The organism is Gryllotalpicola sp. CP2-P1, from assembly GCF_057512245.1.
This window is the reverse complement of the sequence record NZ_JBLRDT010000384.1, coordinates 1-1,244: the sequence shown is the minus strand read 5'-3', so window position 1 is coordinate 1,244 and position 1,244 is coordinate 1. Positions and strand designations below refer to the sequence as shown.

The window sequence follows — 1,244 nt, the reverse complement described above, 5'->3', positions numbered from 1 at the left end:
CTGCTCGAGACCGCCGAAGGCCCCGTCGGCCTCTCGCTGATCGGGGCGAGGAACACCGACGTCGCACTCATCGAGCTCGCGGCATCCGTCGCCGAGTCCCTGAACGGAAAGGACGCCGCGTGACGCACCCGGCCATCCACCCGCCGCACCGCCTGCTCATGGGCCCCGGCCCGATCACGGCCGACCCGCGCGTGCTGCGCGCCATGTCGGCCGCCCTGGTCGGGCAGTACGACCCCGTGATGACGGGCTACATGGCCGAGACGCAGGCGCTCTACCGCGAGGTGTTCCGCACCGGCAATGCCGCCACGCTGCTCGTCGACGGCACCTCGCGCGCAGGCATCGAGGCCGCTCTCGTGTCGCTGATCGAGCCGGGCGACCGCGTGCTCGTGCCGATCTTCGGACGCTTCGGCTTCCTGCTGCAGGAGATCGCCGCGCGCTGCGGCGCCGAGGTGCACACCATCGAGCGCGAGTGGGGCGAGGTGTTCCCGCCCGAGCAGATCATCGCGGCGCTGGACGAGGTGCGGCCCAAGCTGCTGGCGCTCGTGCACGGCGACACGTCGACGACGCTGGCGCAGCCGCTCGCCGAGATCGGCGCGGCCTGCCGTGAGCGGGGCATCCTGTTCTACACGGACGTCACCGCGTCGCTCGGCGGCAACGAATTCGCGGCGGATGCCTGGGGGGTCGACGCCGCCACGGCAGGCCTGCAGAAGTGCCTCGCCGGCCCGTCGGGCTCGTCACCCATCACCCTCTCGGACCGGGCCGTCGCCGTGATCGAGGCGCGTAAGAGCATCGAGGCGGGCATCCGCGACGACGACTCGCAGGTGCTCGCGCAGCCGATCCGCTCGAACTACTTCGACCTGGGGCAGATCCTCGACTACTGGGGCGAGAAGCGCCTCAACCACCACACCGAGGCGACATCGATGCTCTACGCCGCGCGGGAGTGCGCCCGGCTGCTCGCAGAGGAAGGCATGGCCGCGGCCGTCGCCCGGCACGCGCTGCACGGCGGTGCGATGGCGGCGGGGCTCACGGGCCTCGGCCTCGAGCTCTTCGGCGACCAGGCGCACCGCATGAACAACGTGATCGGGGTCGTCATCCCCGCAGGCGTCGACGGCGAGGCGGTGCGCGGCGCCCTGCTCGCCGACTACGCCATCGAGATCGGCACCTCGTTCGGCCCGCTGCACGGCCGCATCTGGCGCATCGGCGTCATGGGCTACAACGCCCGCCGCGACGCCGTTCTCACGACG

At 72.0% G+C, this 1,244-nt stretch carries 1 protein-coding gene; it reads left to right on the top strand.

All coding sequences use genetic code 11. The features are described from left to right. Window positions 1–158 precede the first annotated feature (158 nt). Window positions 159–1,244, top strand: a 1,086-nt coding sequence (locus ACM2XV_RS15410) for a pyridoxal-phosphate-dependent aminotransferase family protein (protein WP_487027585.1), incomplete at its 3' end; no start/stop codon positions are given.